Here is a 26029-nt window from a genome sequence, read left to right on the forward strand (position 1 = left end):
ATAGAAAAACGTTAGCCCTTTGGATATGGCATCGGGGTGGGCGTGTGGCAAGGGTGGATTGAGTGGGATATGCCATGAATTCAGGGCGTAACGGGTGATTTTAACGTGAATCCGCCGACGAAATTTCACCTTCGGCCCGGCCGTATTCGTCAATCCATCGCGATATTCGCGCAGGCCGGGTTGATCCGGAGTGGAGTGGTGAGGTCACCGAAACCCCATCCTACCTTTGCTTGATGATCACCTAGGCGGCAAATGAGTATTGCCGTCAGCCAAAGGTAACTTCAATTCGCGCAGGAGGCACGTAAAAGTACGCCCCTCCTTAGAACGATGCTCGCGAACCCAAACCCGCTTCACTTAGCAATCTGAATAGAGTTGTTACTATCTCCTGATCTGGTGAAGTTGGCCGCACGATGCTGGAGTGATCGGTACCTAGCATCGGAATTGCCTGCGAATCCCCACCGATAGCACTTGCGTAATCAACAACAGCATCCCTTTCAGCAAAGATAGACCTACAATTCTTTCTTAGGACAGGGTTTTGGTTGGAGAAATTGTTCCAGCTTCTTGTTATGCGTAATAATTGTTCATCATTCGGGGACGCCAATGATATCTGTCGCGCAGATTCGGCTGGCACGTACTTCGCCAGTTTCGCTAACCATGCTCCCGAAAGCGGGGAAGCAATAAAGCATAGGAACTTTACTTTTTCTGTAAATGGCCGTGGCAAAAAATGCTGACTGCCAATGGTATCTCGAGTTATTATTCCTCCTAAACTGTGTGCGATTACACCTAAGGAAGAATAACCTTCGAATAATTTGTTTCGAAGCAAGTTTTCTAGTCGACCACTTATCAACGTTGGCGGTGATGAGTGCCCCAGCACTTCTGAATCATATTCGAATACTGCTGTTTCGCATCCAGAGAGTTGCTTTAGAAAATACGGTAGATCGCCAAAGGAATCGCCACTGCCCCGCCAACCATGAACAAAAATCAGTAGATGACCTTTTGGATCCGAGCTTGGTTTCGGATTATCGCCCGCCAAAGTTGCGTTTTTAAGCTTGAAATCTTCCAACAAAGTTCTGTGTGCCTGAAGAATTTCGACCGCCGTTTCTGGTGGAAGCGTGCCCCTCTTTGATAGCGTTTCTACGAACTTTTCAGCATTCAGATGGTCAGAAAACCTGAGAATTACAGTCGTGCAAGCTTTGTAGACATCAATGATTTCAATTTCGCTACGTAGAGTACCAGAGATTAATTCCACACAATCCAAAAAGCGATGGCCTGCCGTAAAGTAGTCACTTATGTCGATGCCAAAATTACGCGGACAATACCAGTTCTCATAAAACTCTACCCAGGCGCACTAGTCTGTCACCAGATAACAAAACTTCCCTTATTGCCCAAATCTTTTAGCAAAAATTTTTCTGGTTCACCACTCCTTCGCCGCGCCGATTTTTGTTCCTGGCGCGACGTAGAAAGTTAGGGTTCGAGGCCCAGTTATCGTGCAAACTTCTTATGCTTCAACCGCTTGGGCTCCAGCGCGTCCGGTCCCAGACGGCGCTTTTTGTCTTCTTCGTAGTCTTCGAAGTTGCCCTCGAACCATTCCACATGGGCGTCACCCTCGAAGGCCAGAATATGCGTGCAAATGCGGTCGAGGAAGAAACGGTCGTGCGAGATGACCACGGCGCAGCCGGCGAAATCGACCAGCGCGTCTTCCAGCGCTCGCAGGGTTTCGACGTCGAGGTCGTTGGTCGGTTCGTCGAGCAGCAGCACGTTGCCGCCCTCTTTCAGCAGGCGGGCCATGTGGACGCGGTTGCGCTCACCGCCTGACAGCAGCGAGACTTTTTTCTGCTGGTCGCCGCCCTTGAAGTTGAAGGACGAGCAATAGGCGCGCGAATTGACCTGAGCGTCGCCCAGTTGGATGATCTCGGCGCCGCCGGTGATCGCCTCCCATACAGTGTCGTTGTCCTTGAGGTCGTCACGGGACTGGTCGACATAGGAAAGTTCCACCGTGTCGCCCAGCGTGATGGTGCCGCTGTCGGGCTGTTCCTGACCGGTGAGCATCTTGAACAGCGTCGATTTACCGGCACCGTTGGGGCCGATAACGCCGACAATGCCGCCGGGGGGCAGGGCAAAGTCCAGCCCTTCGATCAGTTGTTTGTCGCCCATGTGCTTAGACAGGCCCTCGACCTCGATCACTTTGCCGCCAAGGCGCTGGCCGTTGGGGATGACGATCTGCGCGCGGGTCAGCTTTTCGCGTTCAGACTGTTCTGCCAGCTCGTTATAGGCGTTGATCCGGGCCTTGGATTTGGCCTGACGGGCCTTCTGGCCCTGACGCATCCATTCCAACTCGCGCTGCAGGGTTTTCTGCTTGGACTTGTCCTCGCGGGCTTCCTGCTCCAAGCGTTTGGCTTTTTGTTCCAGCCATGCGGAATAGTTGCCCTCGTACGGAATGCCGCGGCCGCGGTCGAGCTCCAGAATCCACCCGGTGATGTCATCCAGAAAGTAACGGTCGTGGGTGACGATCAGGATGGTGCCCTTGTAGTCGATCAGGTGCTGTTGCAGCCAGGCGATGGTCTCGGCGTCCAGGTGGTTGGTCGGTTCGTCGAGCAGCAGCATGTCGGGCGCTTCCAGCAGCAGCTTGCAGAGCGCAACGCGGCGTTTCTCACCCCCCGACAGGTTGGCGATGTTGGCGTCGTCCGGCGGGCAGCGCAGCGCCTCCATCGAAACGTCGATCTGGCTGTCGAGATCCCACAGGTTTTCCGCGTCGATCGCGTCCTGCAGGGTGGTCATTTCCTCCATCAGCTCGTCCGAGTAGTTCTCGGCGATCTTCATGGCGATTTCGTTGAACCGGTCGACCTTCGCCTTTTTCGCGGCCACGCCCAGCATGACGTTTTCGCGGACCGACAACGACTCATCCAGCTGCGGCTCCTGCGGCAGATAGCCAACCTTTGCACCCTCAGCCGCCCAGGCCTCGCCGGTGAAGTCGGTGTCGAGGCCCGCCATGATCTTCATCAGCGTCGATTTACCCGCGCCGTTGACGCCGACAACACCGATTTTCACACCGGGCAGAAAGCTCAGGTGGATGTTTTCAAAGCACTTCTTGCCACCGGGATAGGTCTTGGAGACACCCTGCATGTGGTAGACATATTGATAGGCGGCCATGTCGCGTCCTCTGGGTCGGGGAAATTGGGTTAAACCGCTAGATATCTAAGCCGGGCGGGCGGGGCAAGCTGGTGGTTTTGTGAATTTCGCATTGATAAAGCCTCGGTTAAATTGGCGCAGTTGGACGCGGGGGACGGATTGTCGGAACTGGCAGAGTTGATAGCGGGCTGGGCGCGGCCCGGTCGGGTGGAATGGATTGGCCTTCGGCCTGAGCGTCGGGCGCAAATGGTTGCTGTTGACGCGGCTATGATGACGGCCGATGGGCTTTCCGGCGACCGTGGCCGCGCGGGCAAACGGGCGGTGACTCTGATCCAACAGGAACATCTTGCGGCGATTGGCGCGTATCTGGGGCAGGGGCTTGTCACACCTGACGCGCTACGGCGCAATTTGGTGGTTTCTGGGATCAATCTGGCGGCCCTCAAGGGTCGTCAGGTGCGGGTGGGTGAGGCCATTCTGCGCCTTACCATCATCTGCGCGCCCTGCAGCCGGATGGAGGAGGCGTTGGGCAAGGGGGGCTATTCCGCCGTGCGCGGGCATGGGGGCTGGTGTGCCGAGGCAGTGCAGTTCGGGCAGGTCAGGTTGGGTGATCCTGTACAACCTGTTGATTGACAACGCCCGTCAGTTCTGAACAACAGCAAAGGATGTTGCGCAGCACCATACCATATGCACGGCCCGGGCAGGTCATTGGGCTGTTCGGCGGGTCCTTTGATCCACCGCACAAGGGGCATGTACATGTCACGCTTGAGGCTATTAAGGCGTTTGGGTTGGATAGCGTGTGGTGGCTCGTGTCTCCGGGCAATCCCTTGAAGGAACGCGGTCCTGCGCCGTTAAAGCGGCGGATCGAGGCGGCACGAGACGTCATGCAGCACCCACGTGTCAAGGTGACGGATATCGAAGCGCTGACCGGAACGCGTGCAACAGCGGACACGCTGGCAGCGTTGCAACAGCTTTACCCGCAGGTGAAGTTCGTCTGGCTGATGGGCGCCGACAATCTGGCGCAGTTCCACCGCTGGAAGGATTGGCGACGGATCATGGACAGTGTCCCGGTCGGTGTGGTGGCGCGGCCGGGGGATCGGATCTCGGCCCGGATGTCGCCTGCGGCACGGCTTTATGCGCGCTATCGCATCGACGGCCAGGCGCGGCATCTGTTGGGCCGGGCGCAGGCCCCGGCGTGGTGTTTCGTGAATGTACCGATGGTCGATGTCAGTTCGACCGAGTTGCGCACGCGAGGTGAATGGGGCGACGGAGTGTTGCCTGAATAGCCATGATCGGCGCATAATCACATTCAATGGTTGTGTGTTTTTGATCTCTGGGATTTTAATTGACCCATGGTTGATCGTCTTTCGCGTCGTCTGTTTCTTGCCGGATTGGGGGCATCGGTTCTAGCTGGCTCGGCTCTGGCTGAAGCCCCTGTGAAATCGTTGCGCCCGCAACTGCGGGGCGAACTGCCCAGCGGAGCTGAGCGACTCATTCAGGCCGCAGGGCTTAGGGGCGAGGTTGCCTTTGCCGTCGCTGATGCGAAGACGGGTGCTCAGCTCGAAGCCTTTGATGGCGATCAGGGACTGCCCCCTGCAAGTGTCGCCAAGGCTTTGACTGCGCTTTATGCGCTGGATGTTCTCGGGGCCGACTACCGGTTTGAAACAGCCTTGATGGCCGATGGTCCAATAGAGAATGGCGTGCTTAAGGGTGACCTGATTCTTGTGGGCGGCGGAGACCCACTGCTGGACACCGATGATCTGGCCACGATGACTGCCAACTTGCGTGAGGCCGGGATTGTCGAAGTACGCGGCGCTTTCAAGGTTTACGACGGGGCGCTTCCTTATGTGTTCAGCATCGACCCCGGGCAACCGGATCACCTGGGATACAGCCCCGCCATCAGCGGTATTTCTCTGAATTTCAACCGCGTACATTTCGAATGGAAGCGTGGGAGCAACGGATACAATGTGAGCATGGATGCCCAAACGGCCCGTTACAGGCCATCCGTGGATATGGCATCAATGCAGGTCGAAAAGCGAAGTTTGCCTATCTACACCTATCAGGCCAGCGCCCGACAAGACCGCTGGACTGTTGCGAGGGGCGCGCTGGGGGATGGCGGTGCGCGCTGGTTGCCTGTTCGCAAACCTGCTCTTTATGCCGGGGACGTGTTCCGCACCTTGGCGCGCACGAACGGTATCGTTTTGGGTCGCGTACAGATCACACGCGAAGCTCCGACGGGCACAGTTCTTGTGGTGCATCAGAGTGATCCGCTGGACAGTATTTTGCGAGGTATGCTGAAATACTCGACCAATATAACTGCCGAAATGGTTGGAATGACGGCCTCGAAGGCGCGTGGCGCGGATATCCAAAGCCTAGCTGATTCAGCAGCGGAGATGAATCGTTGGGCCTCAGAAACCTATGGTGTGAGCGGGATCGCAATGGTGGACCACTCGGGGCTTGGCGATTCATCACGCGTTGCACCTGCAGATCTGGTTACGGCACTGGTAGAGGCCAAAAAAGACGGGGCGCTACGGCCGTTATTGAAAAAGTTCACATTAGCAGACAGTCAGGGGCGGCTGGTTAAGGACCATCCGATCAGGGTGGACGCCAAGACCGGGACGCTGAATTTCGTGTCCGGGCTAGGCGGGTTCATCACCGCGCCGGATGGATCAGAGCTGGCCTTTGCCATTTTCACCGCTGATGTTGATCACCGCGCGACCATCCCCCGTGCACTACGTGAGCGCCCGGATGGCGCACGCAGCTGGAACAATAGATCGCGTAGGCTGCAACGCGCTCTGATCGAACGCTGGGGGATGTTGGCAGGCAGTTGAGATCAGGTCGTGTGACGCGCCCGTGCACCACGCTCGATCGCGGCGGCGTGCAGGCGGTCGATGTTCAATTCGTATCGGATTTCTTCCAGCAGGCGCAGCTCGGTTTCCGCAAGTGTTCCGTCGGCCGCAGCCACGTCACAGGCCAGCGCATAAGCGGTTTCGTGTAGCCGCTCGGGCAGGTTGTCGCGGATCAGACCGAACAGGGCGTCCAAACCATCCTCTTGCTCGAACAGGTCGAACACGGTTTGCGATACGCGACGGGTGCGGTCGATATCGTATTCGGCAAAGACTGGAAGCATGTTGACTGCGCCTTCGATCTTGACCAGCTCGGCGGTGCGGATTGTTTCATCCGAGGCAGAGACCGCAACCATGATCGCGACAAGGCAATCCTGTGGGGACATCGGGTGGGGTACTTGTTCGGTCATGGTCTCGTCCTGATTGGGCTTTCTGCGCCCGCACGATAGGAGGGCTGGCGCGCAGGTTCAACGGGTTTTGCCGGATTGGTTCACAGAATGGGTAGTGGTCCCCGCGTTTTGGTCTGTCGCAACACGAAATTGCTGCGGGTGTCGCGCACCAGCCCTGACTTCAGCAGCCGTTGCATGATGAAATGCTCAAGGTCTTCGGGGGTTTTGGCATAGACCTTCAGGATGAAGTCATGATCCCCCGTGATCGAGGCGCATTCGACGATCTGCGGCTCGGTCTCAACCAGCCGCAGGAACGCGGTGATGTTGTCCTCTTGATGGTCTCGCAAGGCTACGTGGACATAGGCGATGGCGTCCAGCCCGACGGACTTGGCCCGCACCTGCGCGATATAACCAGAGACAACGCCGGATGCCTCCAGTTCGCGCACTCGCCGCCAGCATTGCGAGGCCGACAGGCCAGTGCGGTCGGCAAGCTCCTGCATCGACAGGCGTCCATCGGTCTGCAGCTGCTGCAGGATGGCAATATCAGCGGGTTGAAGCGTTTGTTTCACAATTGATGCCTCTGCGATACGTATTTGCCAAATTAACCGCAAATCCCCGATAAACCAAATAAAACAGTCAGTTCACATGGCTATACTTTTCCTAAGGAGGAAAAAGTGATGCCAAAATCGACCAAATACGTCGCCAAGATAGCCGATGCGCGTGGCCATATCGCTTATACGGGTGAGGAAGACGCGGTTTGGGCCGATCTTTATGCTGCGCAAGAGAACAATGTGCAGCGCTACATGGCCCGCGATTACCTCGCTGGGCTGGAACGTCTTGAGCTGCCGAAAAACCGTGTACCGTCCTGCGCCGATATCTCGGAGCGGCTGATGGACATGACCGGGTGGCGGGTGCAGCCGGTGCCTGCGCTGATCGGTTTCAAGACCTTCTTTGGCATGTTGGCTGACCGGGTCTTTCCCGCCGCATCCTTCATCCGGTCGCGTGAAGATTTCGATTACATCGAAGAGCCAGACATCTTTCATGAGATTTTCGGCCACACGCCTTTGCTGAGCGATCCGCGCTTTGCGGCCTTTAGCCATGCCATCGGCAAGGCCGGCGTACAGGCGAGCGACAAGGATTATTCCTGGCTGATCCGACTATATTGGTTCTCGATCGAGTTCGGCCTGCGCCGACAGGATGGTGAGATCAGGGCATTGGGGTCTGGCCTCGCGTCCTCGCCAACTGAATTGGTCTACGCCGTGGAGAGCGACATTCCCGACCGAGATCCGTTCGATATCCTGACGATCCTGCGCACGCCCTATCGGATCGACATGCACCAGATGGGCTATTTCGTGCTAAACTCACCCGAGGAACTGTTTGCCGCCGCCGACCGAGATTTGCTGGCGGATGTGCGTCAGGCGCAATCCCTTGGATTGTTGCCGAACAAGTTCCCCGAAAAAGCAACAGCAGCGGAGTGAACGGATCATGACCACATCAGGAGAAACCTGCAGCCTTTCGGACCGAAGCTGTGTGCCATGTTCCGGCGGCATTCCGGCTTTGACACGAGACGAGGCCAATACCCACATGGCCGAACTCTCGTCCGACTGGAAGCTGGATACTGAGGCGAAAGAGCTCAGCCGTCACTACACGTTCAAGGGTTTTGCCAAGGCAACCTATCTGGCCAATCTCTGCGCCTGGCTGGCCGATCAGCAGGGGCATCACCCGGATGTCTCGTTCGGCTGGGATTATGTAGACGTCAAACTAACCACCCATGAAATTGGCGGTCTCAGCGAGAATGATTTTATCTGGGCCGCCAAACTGGACCAGTTGACCGCGTAAATCGGCCTTCCCATCAGGAAAAACCCCGCAGTTTATTGACTCATGCTGCACCGGCACAATAGGAGGGGCCGGTCGGTTGCAAAGGGCGACCGGCGCTGTTTTTCCGATGGAGCAAATCTGATGTCTGAACTGCGTGAAACCGCGATGTCGTCCAAGGCCTGGCCTTTCGAAGAGGCGCGCCGGTTGCTCAAACGCTATCAGAAGGGTGCTCCAGAAAAGGGATACGTGCTTTTTGAGACCGGCTATGGCCCCTCGGGCCTGCCGCATATCGGCACCTTTGGTGAGGTTGCGCGAACCACGATGGTAAAGCGTGCATTCGAGGCATTGTCGGATATCCCGACCAAGCTGATATGTTTCTCGGACGATCTGGATGGGATGCGCAAGGTGCCGACCAATGTGCCGAATCCAGAAATTCTGGAACAGCATCTGCAACGTCCACTGACCTCGGTGCCAGATCCGTTTGGCGAATACGACAGCTTTGGCGAGCATAACAACGCGATGCTGCGGCGTTTTCTGGACACCTTTGGGTTCGAGTACGAGTTCTACTCGGCCAAGGAGTTCTACGAATCCGGGCAGTTCGACGAAATCCTCAAGCGCGCGGTTGAACGTTATGACGAGATCATGGCGATCATGCTCAAAAGCCTGCGCGAAGAGCGTCAGCAAACCTATTCCATCTTCCTGCCTCTGCACCCCGAGAGCGGGCGGGTGATGTATGTGCCGATGAAAAAGGTCTGCGCCGAGACCTACACCGTGACCTTTGATGATGAGACGGGCAGGGAATGGACCGTTCCGGTCACCGGTGGTAACGTGAAGCTGCAATGGAAGCCGGACTTTGGCGCGCGCTGGGCCGCGCTGGGCGTTGATTTCGAGATGTACGGCAAGGAACACGCGACAAACGAGAAAATCTATGACGCGATCTGCCGGGCTTTGGGTGGCCGTGCGCCCGAGCATTTCTCGTATGAGTTGTTTCTGGATGAGAACGGTCAGAAGATTTCCAAATCGTCCGGCAATGGTGTGTCGATTGACGAATGGCTGACCTATGCGCCGACCGAGTCGTTGGCCTATTTCATGTATCAGAAGCCCAAGACCGCCAAGCGGATGCATTTCGATGTGATCCCCAAGGCGTACGATGAGTATCATCAACAATTGCGCGCTTATCCGGGGCAGGACCTGAAGGCTCAGTTGAACAACCCCGTTTGGCATATCCACGGCGGCAATGTTCCGGCATCCACTCTGATGGTGCCGTTTGCGATGCTGCTGAACCTCGCCTCGGTTTCCGGGGCCGAGGACAAAGAAGCGCTGTGGGGTTTCATCCGCCGCTATGCACCTGAGGCCACAGCGGAGACACATCCCGATCTGGATCAGGCGGCCGGTTTCGCCGTGCGCTACTTCAACGACTTCGTCAAGCCGACCCGTAAGCATCGCGCACCCACGGATCAGGAACGCGAGGCGTTGGAAGCGTTGAAAGCCGCGCTTGAGGCTTATGACGGTCCGATTGAAGACGAAGCACTGCAATCGGTGGTCTACTCTATCGGACGGGAGCGTTTCGATCCGATGCGCGGTTGGTTCACGGCTTTATACGAAGTGCTGTTGGGTGCCTCGCAAGGCCCGCGCTTCGGTGGTTTCATTGCGCTTTATGGCGTACCGGAAACCATCGCTCTGATCGACAAGGCTCTGGCCGGAGAGCTGGCCTGATTTGACCTGATACCGCGTGGGGCTACCCTTTCATCAGGAGGTGGCCCCATGCGTCGTATATTGCTTGCTATATCCCTGAGCGCCGGTTTGGCCTCGGGTGCGTTTGCCCAAAGCGCTGAGATCGAGGCCAATATCTCGGCGCAGATACAGGCCTTCAAGGCGGATGACTTCGCCACCGCTTTCACCTTTGCCAGCCCCAACATTCAGCAACTGTTTCAAACGCCTGAGAACTTCGGGGTGATGGTCAAACGTGGCTATCCGATGGTCTGGCGGCCTGCGGATGTGCGCTTTTTGGAGTTGCGTAAAGTGGCCGGTTCACTGTGGCAGAAGGTCATGGTCACCGACGGCGCGGGCCGGGTGCATATCCTTGACTATCAAATGGTGCCGCTTGAAAATGGCTGGAAGATCAACGGTGTGCAGCTTCTGGGGAACTCTGATCCAGCCGCCTGAAGCAACACCACCGTCACGGTGACATGAGTGGCGGTTAATCCCTTTTCGGTACTCAGGCTTTTGCGTTCGGGGCGCGTGATCCCGGGCACTGGGTTTATGCGCGTGGCGGCTCGCCGCTCGTGCGATTGGGAAAGGGATTTCTATGAACAAGGCAATCACCGACGGCATCGTGTTCATGCCGCCCGCATTCGCAAACGGTCTGAATGTGTGGTCCAGCGGCGACGGAACGCCGGGCTCGCCCACCTATGACGGGTCGGGTACAGGCGCGTTTGTCCCGTCCGACTCGGATTTCGGCGGCTGTCTGGAAATCCTGAAGGTCAGCGCCACCCAGCGTCTGCGCTTTATGGGGCAGACGCCACTGCTGCCGGGATGTTACCTCCAAATCAAGGCAAGGGTGAAAGCGATTAGTGGTCCGCTGCCCGAAGTTCGCATCGCTGGTTGGGCCGGTGGCGCCGGAGATGTGCAGGTCACTGGCGTGGCCGAGCAAGGACCGGCAACGCAGCTTTTTGGATATGGCAAGGTACATGAGATCACCGCCATTGTCGGCACCGGACAGCGCCCCGGTGTGGACATGCCTTGGGGCGTTCAGGCGCTGTATGGACATTTCGGGCTGGATATCGACGGTGCAAACGGGGCTGTCGTAAGGGTCGATGACATCGAAATCACTGATGTCACCAGTGTGTTCCTGCGCAATCTGATCAGCCTTGTCGATGTGCGCGACTTCGGTGCCATTGGTGACGGCGTGGTGGACGACTCTGCGGCCTTTGAGGCGGCGGATCAGGCTGCGAACGGGCGCACGGTTTTTGTACCAGAGGGGACATACTTGCTGGCTCAAAACACGTCGATGGCGTCCGAGATCGACTTTGAAGGCACGGTCACCATGCCAGACGACAAAATGTTGCTGCTGACCAAGAATTTTAATCTGCCAACCTATATCAACGCCTTCGGCAATGAAGCGTTGGCCTTTAAAAAGGCGTTTCAGGCCCTGCTGAACAACTCGGACCATGAATCTCTTGATCTGGGTGGCCGCAAGGTTTCCGTGAGTGAGCCGATCGATATGGCCGCGGCGGTGCCGAACCGACAAGGCGGGTTTTCTACCCGTCGCGTGATCCGCAACGGCCAGTTTGACGTCCAGAGCAGTTCGGCCTGGGATACCGAGACTTTCACCTCGGTCGCGACCTACGACCCTGACGATCCCAGACGCTTGGTTAATGTTGCCAACATTGCCAACATTCCTGTCGGGGCACTGGTACAGGGTAGCGGGGTTGGGCGTGAGATCTATGTCCGCTCCAAAAACGAGGGCGCGGGTGAAATCACGCTGAACGCGCCGATGTATGATGCCGATGGCACGCAAACCTTTACCTTTTTGTCCTTCAAATACCTGCTGGACTTCAGCGGTTTCAGCACGCTGCGCAAGTTCGGCATGGAAGAGATCGAATTCCAGTGCAATGGCCGCAGCAGCGGGATCCGTCTGGCCCCGTCAGGCAGCACCTTTGCCGTGACGAACTGTTTCATCAGTCGTCCCAAGGACCGGGGGATCACATCAATCGGGACCGGATGTCAGGGCATGCTGATCGACAATTGTCAGTTCCTGTCCACCGAAGAATCCTACGATGTATCCGATCGCAAATCGATTGCCTTGAACTCAACCGCCAATGACATCAAGCTGCGCCACAATCGGGCGGTGCGTTTTCTGCACTTTGCCGTTTTGGGTGGTACCAACAACTTGGTCCAGGGTAACCACTTTTTCCAGGGCGACAGCATTCCGCAAGGTGTTCGCAGCGCCGGGTTGGTCATGATCGGCACATACAATACCTCGACCATTTCAGGCAACTATATCGATAACTGTTTCGTCCAGTGGACCAATGAATGGGACGCAAACCCTGTTTACACTTCGGGATATTCGTTCAGTTCGATGGCCATCACTGACAATATTTTCTACTCCAGCCAAGTTGCTTCCTGGTTTAGCTATATTGTTATTCGCCCTCATGGTGGGGGCCACTTTCTGAACGGTGTGGTTGTAACCGGAAACAAGTTTCGCTCCTCAAGTGGCAGCATCACTCGAGCAGAGCGAGTGGACACATCATTTGCGGATCTAAACAAAAGTGCGCATCGAAACGTAATGTTTGAGAATAATACCTTCCACGGTGTGGATAAACGAGCTTCGAACCCGCTACGGGTCAAACGCTCGCAAGGGTCTACATCGCAGGCGTGGACTGTCTCGACTTCGGGGCAACTGCCGTTTGGTGGTCGTGCACGCAGCTGCGATGCGGTCACGGTATTGGGACCCTTGAGAACGGTGTTCGGAACAACGGCTTTTGCCAATCCTTATGTAGAGCTTGAGCGGGGCTCATCTAGGGATGCGATTACCCTACGATGGCCTCAAGCTGTGCGCGGCGAAGTCTCCGCGACGGTGCGAATGGAACGTTGACTTTCCGATTGGCCGCCCAGTGACTGGGCGGCCAATTTGCCGAATTCAGAATTCGTTCCAGATTGCCAGCTTAAGACCCGTATCGTTGTGAGCGTTATTTCGCTCAACACCCAACACCCACGTGGCCGAACTGTTCTTTGTCCGGATCATGACCGAGGGCCTGGCTCTCCAATACAACGAATGGTCTGGCGTAAAGGCCGTTTCGATCTGTATCAGAGGGTTCAGCAGTCGATCTCCGGAAATACCGGCGGTGACATCGATTTTGCGGAGCAGGACATCATGTGTGCGGTATTCCAAAGCAGTATCGATGGCCACCCAGCCGTTGCCCCAACCGGTCCGGAACCCTTTGCCGTACGAGAGGGTCAGTTTGTACATCGCCCAGGCATCTCGGTATCGGTGATGGGCACCGGCACCCAACTCTGCTGCAAATCGTCCCCACTTGTCGAATTCTGCGACCGGGAACCGGGCAAACAACAGTGCGTGGCCGTAAAGGTCGCGATTCTCCTCGAAATCCAGCCCGATTGTCAGTTTCGGTCGGTATCCGAATTCTGCGTAAAGCCCTGTTTTGTAGTCATACGTGCCATCGGGGTCCTTGAAGGCAGTGACCGAGGCCGCAGTGAACGCCGAACCCTTTTCCCGCAGCCACGCCCCGGGCAATGCCGGGGCGGCGGCAAGCAGCAAGGACAAAAGAAGGACGATCCGGCACATGCGCGCAGAATCCCCCAGCATGGTTAACGGAGGGTTAGTAACTTGTTCATTTTTTGGAAACCGACAAAGAGGTCTCGCCCGCAAAGGAAACACGAGACCTTTGCAATTCCTGTGTTAAGCTTGTGAAACGATAAGGAGAATCCAGATGCCGAAGATTTCCAAGAGCGCGAGCGTCCAGACAGTTATCACCACCTTTGAAATGACGCCGGGTACCTGCCACGATCTGCTGGAGGCACTGACCGACGCCTATGCCGAGTTCATCTCGAAACAGCCGGGATTTGTTTCCGCCGGGTTGCATGTGAACGACGCTCAGACGCGGATCGCAAACTATTCCCAGTGGGAACGCCGCGAGGATTTTCTGGCCATGCTGCGGACTCCGGAAATGCGCGACCGCAACCGCAAGATCAACGAGCTGTGCAAAAGCTTTGAGCCGGTGATGTATGACGTGGCCGAGACTTTTGGCAGTTCCTGACTTGGATCAAAGCATCAACGCCCAGCCCCGCGCAACATGGGTGCAGGAAAACGGAGGTGCGCGCCATGTATCATAACATTCTTGTTCCCATTTCTTTCGATGCTGAACGGGATATTTCCGGGCCGCTGAAGCTGGCCGAGATCCTGTCGACACCGGACGCCCAAGTGACTTTGCTGCATGTGGTCGAACACATCCCGAACTATGCGATCTCTTACATGCCGCCCGAATACCTGAGCGAAGCCCGCAAGGCGATCCAGACCGAACTGGACGAGTTGGCAGCGAAACTGCCCAACGCGACGGGCGTGGTGATCGAAGGACATTCCGGGCGCACCATTCTGGATTGGTCGGAAGCCCATAAACCGGACCTGATCATCATGGCATCGCATCGGCCGGGGATGCAGGATCTTCTGTTGGGCTCAACCGCGAACCATGTGGTTCGCCACGCCGCCTGCGCGGTTCACGTGGTGCGTTGATCGGGCACAAGATCGGCGGATGCAAGGCGCCAGGCCTTGCCAAAACCACCGTTCAACACGGCCTCTGAAACCTCAAAATGGACAAAGCCGAAATCGGTGAAATCGACATAGAGCTTCGCTTTGGGGCGCAGGGCCAGATACCGTGTACGCAGGGTGCCGTGTTCCGCACTGTCGCGCGCGACGAACCGGGCCTCGGCGTGTAGGGTCAAACGTGGATGGGTCAGGGGATCGCCGGTCTCTCCTGGTTCTCCGATCAGCAGGGCGCAGGCCGGATTGGCGTGCAAGGCCCGCGTATGATCCGCCAGGGTTGAGATCAGGGTGATCAGCCCGCCAGCCTCATCCATTGCCAGTGCGATACGCGACACCGTCGGTGCCGCTTTGCCCGGTTGCAAGGTGGCGAGGGCGCCAAAGGTTGCGCTCTCAATCAGGTCGCGGGCCAAACCTCGGGCGGTGTCATCGACCGGGCGAAAGGGGGTGGCAAGACTCATGACAAACGTGTTTCCAAGGTGGCTGCACCCTTTGAAGGATAGCGGCATCGCCCACCCGTTGCGAGGGTTTGTTTCGGCTCGCTAACTGGCGGGGTTTGGGTCTCGGTTTCGCCACAAACTCGGGTTAGTGGAAGGGTATGCCGATCAACACATCCGAAACAGATTCGACACTCCCCAAGACATCGAAGCGCCAGAGGCGGGCAGACGCCTTGCGTAAGCGCGCGCTGTCACCGGTTCGGATCCTGATCATGGTCCTCATGCTGCCGGTGACAACGATGGGTATCGCCGTGGGTGTTTATCTGCGAACCTCCGACTTTGAACGCGAAGAGGCCTTGATCCACTTGATTGCAATGGCGGGTTGTGACGCGGTTAAAAACGTTGCGCCGGGGCCGTTTCTGACCGGCGGCCCGGGGTATCATCCGCGTAATGATCCAGATGGCGATGGCGTTGCCTGCGACACTATCGCGGCCGCCCCCGTTGCCGACGCGGTCCCGCAGCAAACTGGAGAGCGCCCATCCCGGACGGTCGGAACCGCCAAGTTCGTTCGCCCCTGATTGGTCCTTGCGAGGGCTCTGCGCGATTCACCGATGCTGTGTTACACTGCGCCGGACGTGCCGCTTACGGCCGTCTTTGGGGGATTTCGCCCTGAAAGGGAGGAAAGAAATGTTTGCACGTATTACGCAGTTCAAAATGAAGCCAGGCATGCGGGATGCCGCCGAAGCGAAAATGAATGAGCTTAAAGATCAGATTATGGGCATGAACGGGATGCACAGCTTTACCAATGCCATGAACGAGGACGGTACCGGTTACGTTGTTGCAGTTGTCGAAAGCGAGGAGACATCGAACGCGAACGCGCCCAAAGTGGCCGAGTTGTGGGGGAATTTCGCAGAATTCCTTGAAGGCCCGCCGTCCCCTGCCGGTTTTGACGTGGTCGTCCACTGGGATAAAGCCCTTTAAACGCTTGCATATTCTCGGGTGATCGCCGAGATTCGGGCGATGACCCGCGATGATTTCAACGCCTTTTGTGCCAGGCTCAAAGCCACCAGCCATGTGGTTCAATGGGGCAATGCGGATGTGTGGAAAGTGGGCGGCAAGGTCTTTGCGATCTGCGGCTGGAATGATGGCAAAGACGCCTTCACCTTCAAGGCCACCGATCTGGCGTTTGAAGTCCTCAGTGATGAGCCCGGCATCCGCCCAGCGCCCTATCTGGCCTCGCGAGGGATGAAATGGCTGCAGGTTTATGAGGAACGTGGCATGTCCGACGCTTCGCTGCGCGAACACATCGTGACGTCTTATGATCTGGTCGTGGCCAAGCTGACCAAAAAGATGCGGGCCGAGCTGGGCGTTTAGCCCTTCATCGCCTGCAGCAACTCCAGCAGACGTTTGCGGTCGTCGTCATCGGCGTAATCCCCGGTGGCCAGACGTTGCGCGATGTTCAGGCGCAGGCGTTCGTGCTGGGTGCGCACCTCTTCGCCTGCGGTTTCGGCGAGGGTTTTCATGATCACCGCCACCGCCTGCTGGCGCTTGGTGGTGGGGTTGGCGATGTAGTCAACAAGGCTCTGCTGCCCGGAATCGAGGATGTTTTCAGCCAGATCGCGCAGTTGCTGACCATTAGGCAGCAACGGGGCGGGGGCGTCTTCGGGCGGCAGGATTTCCGGCACGCTGCGCGGGGTTTCTGCCAGAGCGTTTGCGCCGTCCACAAAGGCCTCGGTGATCATGCGGGTGATCCTGATCGCGCGCGGGTCCTTGAACAGGGCCGAGGCGATGGCCACGCCGTAATCCGTATAGACCCACGGATTGACCCGCCGCCCGCCGCGGCCCTTGGGTGTTGAAATCACATTTTGTGATTGCAAATCGGCGACCTCGACATCGGTCAGTTGAAAGCGGTATCCCTCGAACAGCTCCTTGTTGCGCGAGACGGCCTGATTGAAGGCGCTGACCGATTTTCCATAGAACTGCGCCAAATCCTCGGCCAGCACTACGCGGGCACCGCGCACCCGGTGAATGGCGCTTTGGACCTCATGCGTGCTGGGCAGGGTGTTGGGGTTCGTCATGGCAACCGATTGGAATCACAATTTGTGATTTCAAACGTGGAGGACGGAGCGCTGGGCTGCAAGGGTGGAGTGATGGGTGGCGTCGGTGAGGTATTTTAGGTCGCAAAGGATTTTTCATCATTCGCCACCCAAGTATGGTTGGCCTATTGGGGAGAAGCGGGTGGTGTTAATGCTTCTGTTACAGTACCTTTTTCCGATAAACATTCTATGGACGAGTACATTAGTGGTGCACCCGCAATAAGACTTGAACAAGAAGCGACTGTGAAAAAACGGTCGAAATTATAAATCTGCCACTAACTGTCCAAATTTCGAAGTCATGCAACTTAAATTATGGTTAGTGCAATGGAATCTAAAGATAAAATTTCCCTCGCATCGGTTGTAGTTTCCGTCGTTGGTGTTGTGGCCTCCTCAACAGCGGCCATCATGGCAACTAACGCTAAAAACACTGTGGACAGTGTCAGAAGTGAACTCAATAAAGTTGAATTGCGCGCTCAACTGTTAAGCGCCGCAACTGAACACTTAGAGCAACTTGATCCTCAGAACCCAACCTTCTTTGAAAAGTGCCGGATCGTCAGCGCTTACGCTCAGTTCGAAGCCCAGCTTTTGGGGACTGACCAGGTACCAGTGATTGCTCCTTTGCAGTTTGCGTTCTTGGGTATGGATGAAAATGATCCAGTCGTTACAATCTGCAATACCAGGTCGGCGGATGTTGTCTCAGCAACTGTAACGATTGAAGAACCTGTTGTTGAATCGGAAGTTGCAGCACCTGAGGACAACCAGCCAACAGCGTTACTGACAAATCCCGTTGTTGTGTTGGCATCCTACCGCCCGTCTAATTGCCCCATAGCTTTTGAGACAAAAGACCGTATCGCCGATCTATTGAATGACGTGGGAGTTAGCGGTTCCTTCGAAATAGCACTTTCAACAAGCAACCATTACGCTGTCACGTTTAGCCCCATAAACACGGAAGAAATTAGGCAGTTTCTTAGTGAGGCGCAACGCATAGGCTCCAATTCTGCCGATCCTACAATTTCAGCTATGCGCGGAGCGTATTTAGCGAACACAGAAGGGTGGCAGCATTTATTGTCTGTAAATGAGTGCTAATCACCTTTTTCTTCTCTTCACAATCCCACCCCGCTGCCCCGGCCTCCCAGCCGTTGACCGCCCGCGCGATTTCACCGCGTCTTCCGAGGCTTTCTCGACCGCCCATTGGCGCGCCATGGGGTCGTCGGCGACGGCCAGATCGACCGCTTCCAGACGCTTGATCTCATCCCGGATGTTGGCGGCCTCTTCGAATTCCAGGTTCTCGGCCGCTTTGCGCATTTGTTCGCGTAGGCCGTCCAGATGGGCCTCGAGGTTGGCGCCGTGCATCGGTTTGTCGATGGTGGCGGTGACGCGGTTCATGTCGACGTCGCCTTCGTAGAGACCGGCCAGAACGTCCTCGACATTCTTTTTCACCGTCTCGGGCGTGATGCCGTGTTCCTCGTTATAGGCGATCTGTTTGGCGCGGCGGCGGTTGGTTTCGTTCAACGCGCGCTCCATGGAGCCGGTGACCTTGTCGGCGTACATGATCACCCGGCCATCGGCGTTCCGCGCGGCGCGGCCGATGGTTTGGACCAGTGAGGTCTCGGACCGCAGGAAGCCTTCCTTATCCGCGTCCAGAATGGCGACCAGCCCGCATTCCGGGATGTCGAGCCCTTCGCGCAGCAGGTTGATGCCGACCAGCACGTCGAAGGCCCCCAGCCGCAGGTCGCGCAGGATTTCGATGCGTTCCAGCGTATCGATGTCCGAGTGCATGTAGCGGACCTTGATGCCCTGTTCGTGCAGGTATTCGGTCAGGTCCTCGGCCATGCGTTTGGTCAGGGTAGTGACCAGCGTGCGGAAGCCATTGGCTGCGACCTTGCGGACCTCGTCCAGCAGGTCGTCCACCTGCATCGACACCGGGCGGATTTCGACCTCGGGGTCCAGCAGGCCGGTGGGGCGGATCACCTGTTCGGTGAATACGCCGCCGGTCTGTTCGATCTCCCACTTCGCGGGGGTGGCCGAGACGAACACGGATTGCGGGCGCATGGCGTCCCATTCCTCGAACTTGAGAGGGCGGTTGTCCATGCAGGACGGCAGGCGGAACCCGTGTTCGGCCAGCGTGAATTTGCGCCGGTAGTCGCCCCGGTACATGCCGCCGATCTGCGGCACGCTGACGTGGCTTTCATCAGCAAACACGATGGCATTGTCGGGGATGAATTCGAACAGAGTTGGTGGCGGTTCGCCCGGCGCACGACCGGTCAGATAGCGCGAGTAGTTCTCGATCCCGTTGCAGACGCCGGTGGCCTCGAGCATTTCCAGATCGAAATTGGTGCGTTGTTCCAGACGCTGTGCTTCCAGCAATTTACCTTCGCCGACCAGTTGATCCAGCCGGATGCGGAGTTCCTTTTTTATCCCAATGATCGCCTGCTGCATCGTGGGTTTCGGCGTCACGTAGTGGGAATTCGCATAGACCCGAATCTGCTCCATCGTGTCGGTTTTTTCACCGGTCAGCGGGTCGAATTCGGTGATCTGCTCCAGTTCCTCGCCGAAGAAAGAAAGCTTCCACGCGCGATCCTCAAGGTGGGCGGGCCAGATTTCCAGTGAATCACCGCGCACCCGGAAAGACCCGCGCTGAAACGCCTGATCGTTGCGGCGGTACTGCTGGGCGACCAGATCGGCCATCACCTGCCGCTGGTCGTATTCATTGCCCACCTTCAGGTCCTGCGTCATTGCTCCGTAGGTCTCAACGGACCCGATACCATAGATACAGGACACCGAGGCGACGATGATCACATCATCGCGTTCCAGCAAGGCTCGCGTGGCCGAGTGGCGCATCCGGTCGATCTGTTCGTTGATCTGAGATTCTTTCTCGATGTAGGTGTCCGAGCGCGGCACATATGCCTCGGGCTGGTAATAGTCGTAGTAGGACACGAAGTATTCGACCGAGTTTTCGGGGAAGAAGCCTTTGAACTCTCCGTACAACTGCGCCGCCAGCGTCTTGTTGGGCGCAAGGATGATGGCAGGGCGCTGGGTTTCCTCGATCACCTTGGCCATGGTGAAGGTCTTCCCTGTCCCGGTCGCGCCCAGCAGAACCTGATCACGTTCACCGTCCAGAACGCCGCCGGCCAGTTCCTTGATCGCGGTCGGTTGGTCGCCCGCCGGATTAAAGTCGGTATGCATCACGAATTCTTTGCCGCCTTCCAATTTCAGACGGGCGCGCACGTCGTCGGCAGTCAGCTGGGTCTTGTCGGAATGAGCATAAGCCATAAGGGGAGATTCCTTTCGCGCCTGATTTTGATCTGTTTTTGTTCTTGTTCAAGGGGGCATTTCGAACGCTCTAAGTTGCGACAATTGCGGACTTGTCCACGCCGCGCGTCTGACGCATAAACATCCCCAGCCAAGTGAGTACGGAGAGGCGACATGCGCGCACGGATTTACCAGCCTTCGCGAAACGCGATGACCTCGGGGATGGCCAAAACCCGCAAGTGGGTGCTGGAATACGCCCCTGCCTCGTCGCGCGAGGTTGATCCGCTGATGGGCTGGACCTCGTCCAATGACACGCAGACCCAAGTGCGGCTGAAATTCGACACCAAGGAAGAGGCGTTGGATTACGCCAAGGACAACGGGATCGACGCACAGGTCAGCGAGCCGCACAAGCGCAAACCAAATCTGCGCGCTCGTGGCTATGGCGAGAATTTCGCCACCGATCGGCGCAGCCCCTGGACCCACTGAATTGATCGAAATCCGCGAGGCCGATCCTACATCGGACGCGCTGCGTCCGGTGGTTGAGGCGCATTTTGCCCATGGCGAAACCGCTGGCCCCGCGGAAAGCAATCACACGATGGATGCTGAGGCGCTGGCGGGGCCGGGGATTCGGTTCTGGGCGATGTTTGAAGCAGGCGAGCCCGTCGGCTGCGGTGCGCTCAAGGCGCTGCCGGATGGCACGGCCGAGGTGAAGTCGGTTCATATTCTGGCTCAGGTGCGCGGGCGTGGCCTGGCGCGCAGGATGATGGTTTATCTTGCCGATCTGGCCCGCTCCGAAGGGATTTCCGCATTGGTTCTGGAAACCGGCGCGGCTCATCTGCCGGAGTATGATGCAGCCCGAAAACTCTATGAGGCTCTGGGATATTCTTATTGTGGGCCAATTTACGGTTACACGGCCGATCCAAACAGTGCGTTCATGCGCTTGGGTCTTGAACCCCGCCCGTAAAAAACGCAAGAAGGGCGCAGCGGTCCCGTAGCTTAATTGGATAGAGCGCAAATAGCCCCCTAGATCCTACCAAGTCGCGATAAATTATTAAAATCGTTCCAAATAATTTGGGTATACCTCCTACTTCTGTACCAAGTTGACAATCGAAACGATTTCACCAATACAGCCTAGAGGCGCGAGTGGGCCGTTAGCTCAGCTGGATTAGAGCAGGGAACTTCTAATTCTCAGGTCGGGGGTTCGAGTCCTCCACGGCTCGCCATTTCTCCAGGCGGTTTCGAAACTAACTTGGTGTGACAGCCGTCCCTTTTGCGTTTTAATACCCTGTATAGAGTGTTCGCGAAAAGTGAAAACTATCCGAATGGTTGCTAAGGTGGCAGCGATCCATCCGCCGGAACTTAGAGCGTGAAATCGTAGAAGTTACTTGTGGTTTCATTTGCGCTGATCTGCCTCACATAATTGTTCAATTTTGATTGTTTGTGCTCGACCGGCATTTGGTCTGCCGGGACGACGGTTTCCAGTGCAGGTGAACGATACCAAACCCCAAAGCCGGTAGGCGCGGATTTCTGGCACTGCTATGTGTCGGGTGACACGCCCGAGACTGTGGCTCGGATTGACAAAGATCGTATCTATGGCGTGCATGTGTGCGATTCACTGCCATTCTCGGGGGGTATTCCGGACGAAACGGTCCTGCGAGATCTGCCCACCGGCAGTGGTGCTCTTGATCTGCGCGAAGGGTGCGACGCTGTGACGTCGACGGGATATGTGGGCTGGTGGAGCCCGGAGCTGTTCTGCCGAAAGCAACATCAGAGCAACAGCTTCCAAATGGCTGCAGAACTAAAATCACTTCTGGAAAACCTGATCCGATAGGATCAACACAAACGAAAAATGCCGTCACTTATGAGGTGATGAGGCAAACTACTAACGGGAATAACATGTCGAACACGGTCAATTGGGGTATTCTCGGTGCCGCGAACTTTGCGCTGAAACATATGGGCCCAGCAATTCACGCGGCAAGCAATGCCAAACTGGTGGCCTTGGCCACAGGCTCCAAGCACAAGGTCGCGCCATTTCAAGCCTTGTGTCCTGATCTGAAGATCCATGACAGCTATGACGCATTGTTGGCTGATCCGGACATCGACGCGGTCTATATCCCGCTACCAAATCACCTACATGTTGAGTGGTCTTCGAAGGCTCTGGAGGCTGGAAAACATGTCCTCTGTGAGAAACCGATGACCTTGCAGGCGGGCGAGTTTGATACTCTGATAGACGCTCGCGACCAAACTGGTTTGCTTGCTGCCGAGGCCTTCATGATCGTGCACCATCCGCAATGGCATTATGTACGCGAGTTGATCCAATCCGGAGAGATTGGGCGGCTGGTACATGTCAGCGGCATCTTTGCCTTCGACAGTCGGGAAGATGTCGAGAACATCCGGCATCGCCCTGAAACCGGCGGGGGAGCGTTGCGCGACATTGGCGTTTATGTGCTGGGATCGACCCGCTTTGTAACGGGTGAAGAACCTCAGGATATCTCGTCCCGCATCCGATGGGAAAATGGCGTGGACGCCTTCACCGACATCCGGGCGAGTTTCCCTGGCTTCACCAATTCGGCCTACGTGACCACGCGTCTCAACCTGTTCCAGGAAATGACTTTCCATGGTGAAGGGGGATTGATCCGTGTAACGGCGCCGTTCAACCCAAGGATCTATGGCGAGGCCAGTGTCGAGTTGCACAAAGGCGGTAGAGATGTCTCGCGTAGGCGTTTTCCGATCATTGATCAGTACAAATTGCAGGTCGAGGCATTCGGGGATTCGGTGACGACCGGGGCGCAATATCCGTGCCGGCTCGAGTTCTCGAAGGAAACGCAGGTTGCGATTGATCAAGCCTTCGAGAACAGTTGGGATATCTGAGCTGCGCAGGCGAGAGCCCTCATGCCGATGGGTTTACCCCTTGGTGATACCTGCCCCAATCCCCGTAAACCTTCTTCCGAAAAGCGATCCTGAGTATGCTGGGGGCTCGCATGGACGCATTGTATGTCCGGTTTGAGCTTTCCTTGCGATGGCCAATGGCTGCTATTCGCAGCCCGCATCCGTTCGGGAGAAGCGCAGCATTCGTTGAAATGGGCTCGCAAAAAACCTTACCTGCAGGGTACTCGGTCGACACTTCACGGACTTTACAGCTATACGAATCTTCGCTCCGGAGTGCCAAAACCTGACCGAAGCAGACCTTCACGACTGAACTTTGCAAGTCCCGCTAAGCAACAGCAATTTCCTCCTAACTTGATCTGGGGTTGTCTATCCGGGACGTGCAAACCGTAGATTCGAAGTGGTGCACAACACCGGGCTTTGCCAGCTTAACCGCTATGCTGACACCAATAACGTATCGGATAGAGCGTCTACTGAAAGGGCTCCCGGCGCGCCAATAGCGACAAGCCTTGTTTCAGGCTTTCGGTCCCCCCAAGCCCCGTCCTTCGCGATATCCATTCTTTTGCCGACGACCTGTACAAGAATACGATGATCTGGATCCTCTTCACTGAAGACAAAGCCCTTAAGACGATACACGTCTCCGGGCAGATTCCGAATTGCAGTCTTGAGAGAAGACAGGCTAATGGGGTGGTCGACTTTCATCATAGTCGTCGAAAAGCTGTCAGAGTGATCGGCGCTTTGGCAACCGCAACCGGGCCCATGTTCGTGATGATCCGGTTTTTTCGTTTCAAGTTGCTCGCTGGCAAAGCGTCCCACGGACAGCAAAATATCCAGCGGGACATCGGCATTTACGGCTTCGACCAGACGATATCGCCGGAAACGTGACCCAAGCCAATCATGAACCTTTTGAACCGTGGCCCTGTCGACAAGATCGACCTTGTTCAGAATAACCATGTCCGAAAACGCAATTTGGCGAAGCTTCAATTCCATTTGTTCAGGTGCTGCGAACAATTGCTCCGCATCGACTAAGCACATAAGGCTGTCCAAGCGGATCATGTCCCGAAACTTCTGATCGGTGAATGTCATTGCAATTGATGACGGGTCCGACACTCCGCTTGCTTCAAGGACGATGTATTCCGGTTTCTCAGGCCGGGCGAGAACAGCTTCTACCGTTTCGATCAGGTCATCTCGGATCGAGCAGCAAACGCAGCCATTCGCCAGGCTCATCACATCATCTTCCAGGCCAACAACAAGATCAGCATCGACATTAATGGACCCAAAGTCATTAACAAGAACCGCAACCCGCAACCCGTGATTGCCTGTCAGGATGCGGTTCAAAAGTGTTGTCTTACCGGCTCCGAGAAAGCCGGTAAGAATCGTTACGGGGATTGCGGATGACGACCCAAATTCGATCATGTCGTTACTCCGCCTTCTTCTTGCGGTTCGGGATGACGTCATCGACCTTGATTACGAAATCGCTGGGCCACTCGGGATCGGGAGCACGGAATACGTCAGCTGGATAGTATTCTTTAGGATCGATCTCCATATCGCGGTATTTCTGGTCCTGCTGTTCGGCACGTGATGACCGCGGTGCTGGCGGCTTGATTTCATCCGGCAACGTGATCTTGCCTTCTGCTTCCATCTTGCCCAATTCGCGGAATGGCGCGACCGAACCAGATTTTCCGGGAAGTGTCGCTTTCCGATACCAGATTGCATCTTTGGTGACGTTGACGACGGCGACGTCCAAACCCCAAGCGAACAGCCCATCATAGTGGGCGCGGATTCCCGCCAGCATTTCGGCATCGATGTCCTCGTCTTGCGTATAGTGGGTTACCATTGCAAGCCGCGGGCGCGCCTCAGCCATCATCTTACCGACCGCATAGTGCGATGTATGATGCGTATCGATTGTGTAGTTGAACAGCTCTTGCGGCAGACCGTATTTGTAGGTCATCAACTGACCGATATCCTGTCCGGACATTTCGGTCACAAACACATCGACGCCTTTTCCGTATTCAAGACTCAGTTCATCGGGGCGGCCGTCGCCGGTCCAAACAAAGCTCAGGCCATTCCAATCCAGCCGATACCCCACCGCACCGTCTTTGGCGTGGCTACGAGGCCAGGACCGAACAGTCACGCCATCTTGGTCATAAACAATGCCGCCTTCTTGGCGGAAATCGAATTCGTTAACTTCGATCTCGTAGCCGTCCCCAATCGGGAACACATCGAAGGCCTCAAGATGCCATTTGAGCATCTGCTGCATGCCTTTCACCATTCCGGCTGTCCCAAGCTCTGGTGTCCGACCAGAAGGACCGTGAATGCGTAGCGGCGTGTATCCACCAGACCAAGCCCGGAACGGGTAGATGTAAGGGATGTCTGCATAGTGATCGACATGCAGATGCGTGATGAAGATGTCGTTGATCAACTGACCTGGAACCTGCATCCCGATGATGTTGCGGACGCAGCCCGAGCCGAAATCGAAGAAGAACCGCTTTCCGTTGCCCAACTCGACCATAATACAGGTTCCAGCCTGATCTTCGCGGGGCGGAAATGGCGTCGAACCACAGAACGATATCCGCATTTCGTCGGGCCCGAGGTCCTCGGAAAGCGGGAAATAATTCGCGTTCGAGCCCGTCATGTATTTGGTAGGACGGAAGTACTCCGGCAGAGTGATGCCCCCGGCAGGCCGACCGCCGTAAGGGTTCTTTAGGCTTTCGCCCAGTGGCCCATCACCGGGGTGCGCCTGTGCAGTTCCTGTACCGTAGCTAACGGCACCGGTTGCGACCGCACCTGCTGCCAGTCCCTGCATAACGTGTCGCCGGGAAGGGTTTTTGATGTCGTCAGATTTCTGGATCTGTTCGTTCTTAAGTTCTTTGCCGTTGTCTTCTCTTGTCATGGCTGTGCC

The 26029-nt window shown here is 56.5% G+C and carries 28 protein-coding genes and 1 tRNA gene; 19 read left to right on the forward strand and 10 right to left on the reverse strand.

The genetic code is table 11. From position 1 onward, the window contains the following. Positions 1-319: 319 nt before the first annotated feature. Together ACR0ER_RS08970 and ettA are read right to left on the reverse strand one after the other, a co-directional pair. The gene (locus ACR0ER_RS08970; RefSeq protein WP_480768706.1) at positions 320-1249 is read right to left on the reverse strand and encodes an esterase/lipase family protein; all 930 of its coding nucleotides are present in this window, start codon (positions 1247-1249) and stop codon (positions 320-322) included. A gap of 233 nt (positions 1250-1482) precedes the next feature. Beyond that, positions 1483-3150, reverse strand: a complete 1668-nt coding sequence (ettA, locus tag ACR0ER_RS08975; RefSeq protein ID WP_480768617.1) for an energy-dependent translational throttle protein EttA — start codon at positions 3148-3150, stop codon at positions 1483-1485. Positions 3151-3288: 138 nt separating this feature from the next. Between ettA and ACR0ER_RS08980 the strand changes: the two genes are divergently transcribed. The 3 genes from ACR0ER_RS08980 to dacB all read left to right on the forward strand — a co-directional run bounded on the left by ACR0ER_RS08980 (position 3289) and on the right by dacB (position 5957). Then, positions 3289-3759 carry an MOSC domain-containing protein gene (locus tag ACR0ER_RS08980; protein WP_480768618.1) on the forward strand — a complete coding sequence of 157 codons (471 nt, stop codon included), beginning with the start codon at positions 3289-3291 and terminating at the stop codon, positions 3757-3759. Between the two features lie 32 nt (positions 3760-3791). Then, positions 3792-4412 (forward strand): nicotinate-nucleotide adenylyltransferase, encoded by a 621-nt coding sequence (locus ACR0ER_RS08985; protein ID WP_480768619.1) that lies wholly within the window; start codon positions 3792-3794, stop codon positions 4410-4412. 66 nt (positions 4413-4478) lie between these two features. Next, complete coding sequence (gene dacB, locus ACR0ER_RS08990; protein ID WP_480768620.1) at positions 4479-5957, forward strand: D-alanyl-D-alanine carboxypeptidase/D-alanyl-D-alanine endopeptidase; 1479 nt, start codon at positions 4479-4481, stop codon at positions 5955-5957. A 2-nt stretch (positions 5958-5959) separates the two neighbouring features. Here the strand turns inward: dacB and ACR0ER_RS08995 are convergent, their stop codons facing one another. Both ACR0ER_RS08995 and ACR0ER_RS09000 read right to left on the reverse strand, forming a co-directional pair. Then, a complete protein-coding gene (locus ACR0ER_RS08995) occupies positions 5960-6382 on the reverse strand; it encodes a tellurite resistance TerB family protein (RefSeq protein ID WP_170333511.1) in 423 nt (140 codons plus the stop codon). 80 nt (positions 6383-6462) lie between these two features. Next, on the reverse strand, positions 6463-6930 hold the full coding sequence (locus tag ACR0ER_RS09000; RefSeq protein WP_367646854.1) for an Lrp/AsnC family transcriptional regulator: 468 nt from the start codon (positions 6928-6930) through the stop codon (positions 6463-6465). 108 nt (positions 6931-7038) lie between these two features. On the opposite strand from ACR0ER_RS09000, the gene phhA reads away from it, so the two are divergent. From phhA to ACR0ER_RS09025, 5 genes are all read left to right on the forward strand, one after another. Beyond that, positions 7039-7839 carry a phenylalanine 4-monooxygenase gene (gene phhA / locus ACR0ER_RS09005; RefSeq protein ID WP_480768621.1) on the forward strand — a complete coding sequence of 267 codons (801 nt, stop codon included), beginning with the start codon at positions 7039-7041 and terminating at the stop codon, positions 7837-7839. A 7-nt stretch (positions 7840-7846) separates the two neighbouring features. Next, a complete protein-coding gene (locus ACR0ER_RS09010) occupies positions 7847-8200 on the forward strand; it encodes a 4a-hydroxytetrahydrobiopterin dehydratase (protein WP_480768622.1) in 354 nt (117 codons plus the stop codon). Between the two features lie 120 nt (positions 8201-8320). Beyond that, a complete protein-coding gene (locus ACR0ER_RS09015) occupies positions 8321-9895 on the forward strand; it encodes a lysine--tRNA ligase (protein ID WP_480768623.1) in 1575 nt (524 codons plus the stop codon). A gap of 48 nt (positions 9896-9943) precedes the next feature. Continuing rightward, positions 9944-10345, forward strand: a complete 402-nt coding sequence (locus ACR0ER_RS09020; RefSeq protein WP_480768624.1) for a DUF4864 domain-containing protein — start codon at positions 9944-9946, stop codon at positions 10343-10345. A 142-nt stretch (positions 10346-10487) separates the two neighbouring features. After that, positions 10488-12776, forward strand: a complete 2289-nt coding sequence (locus ACR0ER_RS09025) for a glycosyl hydrolase family 28-related protein (protein ID WP_480768625.1) — start codon at positions 10488-10490, stop codon at positions 12774-12776. A gap of 45 nt (positions 12777-12821) precedes the next feature. Here the strand turns inward: ACR0ER_RS09025 and ACR0ER_RS09030 are convergent, their stop codons facing one another. Continuing rightward, a complete protein-coding gene (locus tag ACR0ER_RS09030; RefSeq protein WP_480768626.1) occupies positions 12822-13484 on the reverse strand; it encodes a hypothetical protein in 663 nt (220 codons plus the stop codon). A 145-nt stretch (positions 13485-13629) separates the two neighbouring features. On the opposite strand from ACR0ER_RS09030, the gene ACR0ER_RS09035 reads away from it, so the two are divergent. Together ACR0ER_RS09035 and ACR0ER_RS09040 are read left to right on the forward strand one after the other, a co-directional pair. Continuing rightward, positions 13630-13956: an antibiotic biosynthesis monooxygenase family protein gene (locus tag ACR0ER_RS09035; RefSeq protein WP_170327094.1), complete on the forward strand. Its 327-nt coding sequence runs from the start codon at positions 13630-13632 to the stop codon at positions 13954-13956. 65 nt (positions 13957-14021) lie between these two features. Next, positions 14022-14429 carry a universal stress protein gene (locus ACR0ER_RS09040; protein WP_480768627.1) on the forward strand — a complete coding sequence of 136 codons (408 nt, stop codon included), beginning with the start codon at positions 14022-14024 and terminating at the stop codon, positions 14427-14429. Here the strand turns inward: ACR0ER_RS09040 and ACR0ER_RS09045 are convergent. Continuing rightward, positions 14414-14917 (reverse strand): HugZ family pyridoxamine 5'-phosphate oxidase, encoded by a 504-nt coding sequence (locus tag ACR0ER_RS09045; RefSeq protein ID WP_480768628.1) that lies wholly within the window; start codon positions 14915-14917, stop codon positions 14414-14416. The genes ACR0ER_RS09040 and ACR0ER_RS09045 overlap by 16 nt on opposite strands. Positions 14918-15165: 248 nt before the next feature. On the opposite strand from ACR0ER_RS09045, the gene ACR0ER_RS09050 reads away from it, so the two are divergent. From ACR0ER_RS09050 to ACR0ER_RS09060, 3 genes are all read left to right on the forward strand, one after another. Next, positions 15166-15471 carry an excalibur calcium-binding domain-containing protein gene (locus ACR0ER_RS09050; protein ID WP_480768629.1) on the forward strand — a complete coding sequence of 102 codons (306 nt, stop codon included), beginning with the start codon at positions 15166-15168 and terminating at the stop codon, positions 15469-15471. Positions 15472-15580: 109 nt separating this feature from the next. After that, positions 15581-15874, forward strand: a complete 294-nt coding sequence (locus ACR0ER_RS09055) for a hypothetical protein (RefSeq protein ID WP_170445934.1) — start codon at positions 15581-15583, stop codon at positions 15872-15874. Positions 15875-15913: 39 nt separating this feature from the next. Further along, positions 15914-16267 carry an MmcQ/YjbR family DNA-binding protein gene (locus ACR0ER_RS09060; RefSeq protein WP_480768630.1) on the forward strand — a complete coding sequence of 118 codons (354 nt, stop codon included), beginning with the start codon at positions 15914-15916 and terminating at the stop codon, positions 16265-16267. Here the strand turns inward: ACR0ER_RS09060 and ACR0ER_RS09065 are convergent. After that, the gene (locus ACR0ER_RS09065; protein WP_480768631.1) at positions 16264-16971 is read right to left on the reverse strand and encodes an ORF6N domain-containing protein; all 708 of its coding nucleotides are present in this window, start codon (positions 16969-16971) and stop codon (positions 16264-16266) included. The two genes, ACR0ER_RS09060 and ACR0ER_RS09065, sit on opposite strands and share 4 nt — an antisense overlap. Before the next feature lie 342 nt (positions 16972-17313). Between ACR0ER_RS09065 and ACR0ER_RS09070 the strand changes: the two genes are divergently transcribed. After that, complete coding sequence (locus ACR0ER_RS09070; RefSeq protein WP_480768632.1) at positions 17314-18075, forward strand: hypothetical protein; 762 nt, start codon at positions 17314-17316, stop codon at positions 18073-18075. Here ACR0ER_RS09070 and uvrB read toward each other — a convergent pair whose 3' ends face one another. Further along, positions 18076-20262, reverse strand: coding sequence for an excinuclease ABC subunit UvrB (uvrB, locus tag ACR0ER_RS09075; protein WP_480768633.1), 2187 nt, complete (start codon positions 20260-20262; stop codon positions 18076-18078). A gap of 153 nt (positions 20263-20415) precedes the next feature. Between uvrB and ACR0ER_RS09080 the strand changes: the two genes are divergently transcribed. The 5 genes from ACR0ER_RS09080 (at position 20416) to ACR0ER_RS09100 (ending at position 23112) form a co-directional block, all read left to right on the forward strand. Further along, complete coding sequence (locus ACR0ER_RS09080; protein WP_480768634.1) at positions 20416-20727, forward strand: ETC complex I subunit; 312 nt, start codon at positions 20416-20418, stop codon at positions 20725-20727. A gap of 1 nt (position 20728) precedes the next feature. Beyond that, a complete protein-coding gene (locus ACR0ER_RS09085) occupies positions 20729-21205 on the forward strand; it encodes a GNAT family N-acetyltransferase (RefSeq protein ID WP_480768635.1) in 477 nt (158 codons plus the stop codon). A gap of 181 nt (positions 21206-21386) precedes the next feature. After that, positions 21387-21464, forward strand: a tRNA-Arg gene (locus tag ACR0ER_RS09090). A 215-nt stretch (positions 21465-21679) separates the two neighbouring features. Continuing rightward, positions 21680-22072, forward strand: coding sequence for a sugar phosphate isomerase/epimerase family protein (locus tag ACR0ER_RS09095; RefSeq protein ID WP_480768707.1), 393 nt, complete (start codon positions 21680-21682; stop codon positions 22070-22072). Positions 22073-22137: 65 nt separating this feature from the next. Continuing rightward, entirely contained in the window at positions 22138-23112 is a 975-nt protein-coding gene (locus tag ACR0ER_RS09100; protein WP_480768636.1) for a Gfo/Idh/MocA family protein, read from the forward strand. 450 nt (positions 23113-23562) lie between these two features. On the opposite strand, the gene ACR0ER_RS09105 is transcribed toward ACR0ER_RS09100, so the two are convergent. Together ACR0ER_RS09105 and gntH are read right to left on the reverse strand one after the other, a co-directional pair. Next, positions 23563-24585, reverse strand: coding sequence for a CobW family GTP-binding protein (locus tag ACR0ER_RS09105; RefSeq protein WP_480768637.1), 1023 nt, complete (start codon positions 24583-24585; stop codon positions 23563-23565). Next, positions 24548-26020: a guanitoxin biosynthesis MBL fold metallo-hydrolase GntH gene (gene gntH, locus ACR0ER_RS09110; RefSeq protein WP_480768638.1), complete on the reverse strand. Its 1473-nt coding sequence runs from the start codon at positions 26018-26020 to the stop codon at positions 24548-24550. The genes ACR0ER_RS09105 and gntH overlap by 38 nt, the downstream gene beginning before the upstream one ends. Between the last annotated feature and the right edge of the window lie 9 nt (positions 26021-26029).

The organism is Ruegeria sp. CH8 (assembly GCF_056536985.1).

Bases quoted from the DNA above. Each gene is read 5' to 3' on its own strand.
- ettA (WP_480768617.1), bottom strand. From the start codon at position 3,150: ATGGCCGCCTATCAATATGTCTACCACATGCAGGGTGTCTCCAAGACC.
- ACR0ER_RS08985 (WP_480768619.1), top strand. From the start codon at position 3,792: ATGTTGCGCAGCACCATACCATATGCACGGCCCGGGCAGGTCATTGGG.
- dacB (WP_480768620.1), top strand. From the start codon at position 4,479: ATGGTTGATCGTCTTTCGCGTCGTCTGTTTCTTGCCGGATTGGGGGCA.
- ACR0ER_RS08995 (WP_170333511.1), bottom strand. From the start codon at position 6,382: ATGACCGAACAAGTACCCCACCCGATGTCCCCACAGGATTGCCTTGTC.
- phhA (WP_480768621.1), top strand. From the start codon at position 7,039: ATGCCAAAATCGACCAAATACGTCGCCAAGATAGCCGATGCGCGTGGC.
- ACR0ER_RS09010 (WP_480768622.1), top strand. From the start codon at position 7,847: ATGACCACATCAGGAGAAACCTGCAGCCTTTCGGACCGAAGCTGTGTG.
- ACR0ER_RS09015 (WP_480768623.1), top strand. From the start codon at position 8,321: ATGTCTGAACTGCGTGAAACCGCGATGTCGTCCAAGGCCTGGCCTTTC.
- ACR0ER_RS09020 (WP_480768624.1), top strand. From the start codon at position 9,944: ATGCGTCGTATATTGCTTGCTATATCCCTGAGCGCCGGTTTGGCCTCG.
- ACR0ER_RS09025 (WP_480768625.1), top strand. From the start codon at position 10,488: ATGAACAAGGCAATCACCGACGGCATCGTGTTCATGCCGCCCGCATTC.
- ACR0ER_RS09030 (WP_480768626.1), bottom strand. From the start codon at position 13,484: ATGTGCCGGATCGTCCTTCTTTTGTCCTTGCTGCTTGCCGCCGCCCCG.
- ACR0ER_RS09035 (WP_170327094.1), top strand. From the start codon at position 13,630: ATGCCGAAGATTTCCAAGAGCGCGAGCGTCCAGACAGTTATCACCACC.
- ACR0ER_RS09040 (WP_480768627.1), top strand. From the start codon at position 14,022: ATGTATCATAACATTCTTGTTCCCATTTCTTTCGATGCTGAACGGGAT.
- ACR0ER_RS09045 (WP_480768628.1), bottom strand. From the start codon at position 14,917: ATGAGTCTTGCCACCCCCTTTCGCCCGGTCGATGACACCGCCCGAGGT.
- ACR0ER_RS09050 (WP_480768629.1), top strand. From the start codon at position 15,166: ATGGTCCTCATGCTGCCGGTGACAACGATGGGTATCGCCGTGGGTGTT.
- ACR0ER_RS09055 (WP_170445934.1), top strand. From the start codon at position 15,581: ATGTTTGCACGTATTACGCAGTTCAAAATGAAGCCAGGCATGCGGGAT.
- ACR0ER_RS09060 (WP_480768630.1), top strand. From the start codon at position 15,914: ATGACCCGCGATGATTTCAACGCCTTTTGTGCCAGGCTCAAAGCCACC.
- ACR0ER_RS09065 (WP_480768631.1), bottom strand. From the start codon at position 16,971: ATGACGAACCCCAACACCCTGCCCAGCACGCATGAGGTCCAAAGCGCC.
- ACR0ER_RS09070 (WP_480768632.1), top strand. From the start codon at position 17,314: ATGGAATCTAAAGATAAAATTTCCCTCGCATCGGTTGTAGTTTCCGTC.
- uvrB (WP_480768633.1), bottom strand. From the start codon at position 20,262: ATGGCTTATGCTCATTCCGACAAGACCCAGCTGACTGCCGACGACGTG.
- ACR0ER_RS09080 (WP_480768634.1), top strand. From the start codon at position 20,416: ATGCGCGCACGGATTTACCAGCCTTCGCGAAACGCGATGACCTCGGGG.
- ACR0ER_RS09100 (WP_480768636.1), top strand. From the start codon at position 22,138: ATGTCGAACACGGTCAATTGGGGTATTCTCGGTGCCGCGAACTTTGCG.
- ACR0ER_RS09105 (WP_480768637.1), bottom strand. From the start codon at position 24,585: ATGACGTCATCCCGAACCGCAAGAAGAAGGCGGAGTAACGACATGATC.
- gntH (WP_480768638.1), bottom strand. From the start codon at position 26,020: ATGACAAGAGAAGACAACGGCAAAGAACTTAAGAACGAACAGATCCAG.